Origin of the sequence: Neobacillus drentensis (assembly GCF_036966985.1) — a bacterium.
Lineage (GTDB): Bacteria > Bacillota > Bacilli > Bacillales > Cytobacillaceae > Neobacillus > Neobacillus drentensis_E.
Genome location: NZ_JBALSN010000349.1, coordinates 1 through 3,076, shown reverse-complemented (window position 1 = coordinate 3,076; position 3,076 = coordinate 1). Strand labels below are relative to the sequence as shown.

Below are 3,076 nucleotides of genomic sequence, written 5' to 3'. Positions count from 1 at the left end.
TATTTTGCTTGTTTGTTCAAAGAATGTACACATTTTAAGTGATTTTAATTTTGGCACAAAACTTGCATTTTTCTTTAATAAAAATATAGTGATAATTTAGAAATTATTGTCTGTTGTTAATAGACTACTATTTCTCTATAATTTCTAATGCAAAGGTTTTATCATTAATGCCTTTAGCAAAAGATTATCCTACTATTTTGGGTATTGAAAGTTTGGAAGCGTATTCTTTGTTTGGGGAGAAGGGGGAAATTTAATGAATTTGCAGGAAAACAGTTCAAACCATGAATTAAAACGAACGATGAAGACGAGACATTTATTTATGATCTCTTTGGGGGGAGTAATCGGTTCAGGTTTATTCTTGGGTTCAGGTTATACAATCAGTCAGGCTGGCCCAATAGGTGCCATTCTCGCCTATATTGTTGGCGGTTTTATCATGTTTTTAACCATGCTTTGTCTCGGAGAATTGTCTGTAGCCATGCCTGTTTCAGGCTCGTTCCAAACGTATACGACAAAATTTATTGGCCCAGGAACAGGATTTGCACTCGGCTGGCTATATTGGTTAGGTTGGTCCGTCACGGTTGCATTAGAGTTCCTATCTGCTGGGCAACTTATGCAAAGATGGTTTCCTGATGTACAAGTTTGGATTTGGAGTGGCATTTTTGCAGTTATTTTATTCTTACTCAATGCTCTATCTGCAAAAGCATTTGGGGAAGCAGAATTTTGGTTTTCAAGTATAAAAATTTTAGCAATTATTCTGTTTATAGCATTAGGTGGCGCTGCCATGTTTGGATTAATTGACATGAATGGCGGTCAAGCTGCACCATTTTTATCTAATTTTACAGCACATGGTCTTTTACCTAACGGATTTTCAGCATTAATTGTTACCATGATCGCGGTTAATTTTTCTTTCCAAGGAACGGAATTGATTGGGATAGCTGCAGGGGAAAGTGAAAATCCAGAAAAGACCATCCCAAAATCGATTAAACAAACTGTATGGCGTACCCTTGTCTTCTTTGTATTAGCGATATTTGTTGTATCTAGTTTAATTCCAATGAACAAAGCAGGGGTTGTTGAAAGTCCATTTGTTGTTGTATTTGATAGTATCGGAATTCCGTACGCTGCAGATATTATGAATTTTGTTATCCTTACAGCACTGCTTTCAGTTGGGAACTCTGGCTTATATGCAGGAACCCGGATGTTGTATGCGATGTCAAAAGAAAAAATGGCTAGTCCTATCCTAACAAAAGTAAATAAACGAGGCGTACCGATTAATGCACTACTTTTCACCCTTGGTATTGCTTTATTATCACTACTTTCAGGTTTTTTTGCAGAAGAAACAGTATTTATGTGGCTTCTTTCCGTAGCTGGTTTAGGTGCTCAGGTTGGCTGGATTTCCATTACTGCTTCACAAATCGCCTTCCGTAGAAGGTTTATCCGTGAAGGTGGAAAAGTAGCAGACCTTAAGTTCAAAACACCACTTTACCCAGTTTTACCACTTATCGGCTTAGTATTAAACGTTTCCGTTCTCGTAAGTTTAGCATTTGATCCAGCACAACGTTTAGCTCTTTATTTAGGAGTTCCATTTGTGGGTGCCTGTTACTTGATTTACCATTTTAGAATTAAAAAGCTTCGAGAACAGGATACGGTTGATGAACACGAAATTGAACTGAACGAAAATAAAAAAATGGTGATCTAATTACTTTGTAAAACGCTTGGATTTTTTCCAAGCGTTTTGTTTTTTGGATAAGATAAACCAAAACTTTAAATACTATGTATCGAGGTGATAGTAATGGGAGATTGGAATGAACAAGCGGCACCTAATAATAATTTGCCACCAAGGACCATCAAGCAAGGTGAATTAGTTGGAGACGAAGCAAAACATGAATTTTCAGAGGAATTATCTGATGGAGGCGAGCGTGACCAAAACATTAAGGTACTGAGAAATAACGGAAGAGTAAAGTGAGGAAAGATTTGTGGCGATGGAAACATCGTCACTATTTTTTTTAGCTATTTACAATAAGAAGGATTCAGTATAGAATTTCTATGTACCTAAAATATCTAGGTAGGTGATAAAATGTTTAACCGCGAATTAGTAAAGGGCAGTACTTCCTTAATCCTTCTTCAGCTATTAAACGAACGCGATATGTATGGCTACGAACTCGTGAAAGAGCTGGAACAACGAAGTGATAATGATTTAAGTGTAAAAGAGGGAACTTTGTATCCTGCACTTCATAAACTTGAGAAGCAAGAATACATTGAGTGTTATTGGCAGGAGCAGGAAAAGGGGCCAGCCCGTAAGTACTACAAGATTACAGAAGCAGGAAAGGAATTATTGGGTGAAAAAACACGTGAATGGCAGGACTTTGTTAAAGTGATGAACAAGGTGATAGGGAGACCGAAGCATGGAACGGCCGAAGAATAGGTTTTTGAATGAGTTGGCAAAGGGAATAGGAGACCATTTAGATAAAGAAGATATTCTCCGTGAATACGAGTCACATATTGATGAAATTCTGATTGAATCGGGAATTCGGGATGAGGATATAGTTTATGATTTAATTGTATCCCGCCTAGGCACGCCAAAAGAAATTATCCAAATATGGAGAGATGAGTTTTCTGTCACTCCCAGCAATATGAAGTGGCTGTTTATCCTTTTAAATGTACTTTTTTTCGGAGGTGGGAGTTTACTCACCCTGGCTCACAATGTCTATCAATGGAAATGGATAACGGCTGCTTGGAACCACCTGACAGCGATTCCCACCTTGATTGCTATTTTGTATCTGTTTTTTTGGGCCTTGTTAGGATATGAAATTGGAAAGGGATTTGGTCATAACGGGAGGGTGCTCCTTAATAAAACGTTTCTACTTTCCCTTATTCCAAATTTAATCTTAATGGTTCTTACCGTGTTTCAAATTATTCCACATTCTTGGTTTGCCCCATTGTTAACGAAAACGTTTATAATTGCTTGTATCATTTTTACCATCATCTTATATCCAATCAGCTGGATTGGCTACCGGTGGGGGAGAAAAGCTTCGGTATAAGCATTTTTTTTGAATACATACCTAGTAAAACTATATAT

4 protein-coding genes are annotated in these 3,076 nt (G+C 37.4%); all 4 read left to right on the top strand.

Going from position 1 to position 3,076, the window contains the following annotated elements:
- Positions 1 to 253 precede the first annotated feature (253 nt).
- The 4 genes from V7659_RS21445 to V7659_RS21430 all read left to right on the top strand — a co-directional run bounded on the left by V7659_RS21445 (position 254) and on the right by V7659_RS21430 (position 3,038).
- Positions 254 to 1,696 (top strand): amino acid permease, encoded by a 1,443-nt coding sequence (locus tag V7659_RS21445; RefSeq protein WP_335542103.1) that lies wholly within the window; start codon positions 254 to 256, stop codon positions 1,694 to 1,696.
- A gap of 93 nt (positions 1,697 to 1,789) precedes the next feature.
- Positions 1,790 to 1,963, top strand: coding sequence for a hypothetical protein (locus V7659_RS21440; RefSeq protein ID WP_335542101.1), 174 nt, complete (start codon positions 1,790 to 1,792; stop codon positions 1,961 to 1,963).
- A 111-nt stretch (positions 1,964 to 2,074) separates the two neighbouring features.
- Complete coding sequence (locus tag V7659_RS21435) at positions 2,075 to 2,422, top strand: PadR family transcriptional regulator (RefSeq protein ID WP_335542100.1); 348 nt, start codon at positions 2,075 to 2,077, stop codon at positions 2,420 to 2,422.
- Entirely contained in the window at positions 2,403 to 3,038 is a 636-nt protein-coding gene (locus V7659_RS21430) for an HAAS signaling domain-containing protein (protein ID WP_335542098.1), read from the top strand. Before V7659_RS21435 ends, V7659_RS21430 begins: the two co-directional genes overlap by 20 nt.
- Positions 3,039 to 3,076: the final 38 nt, after the last annotated feature.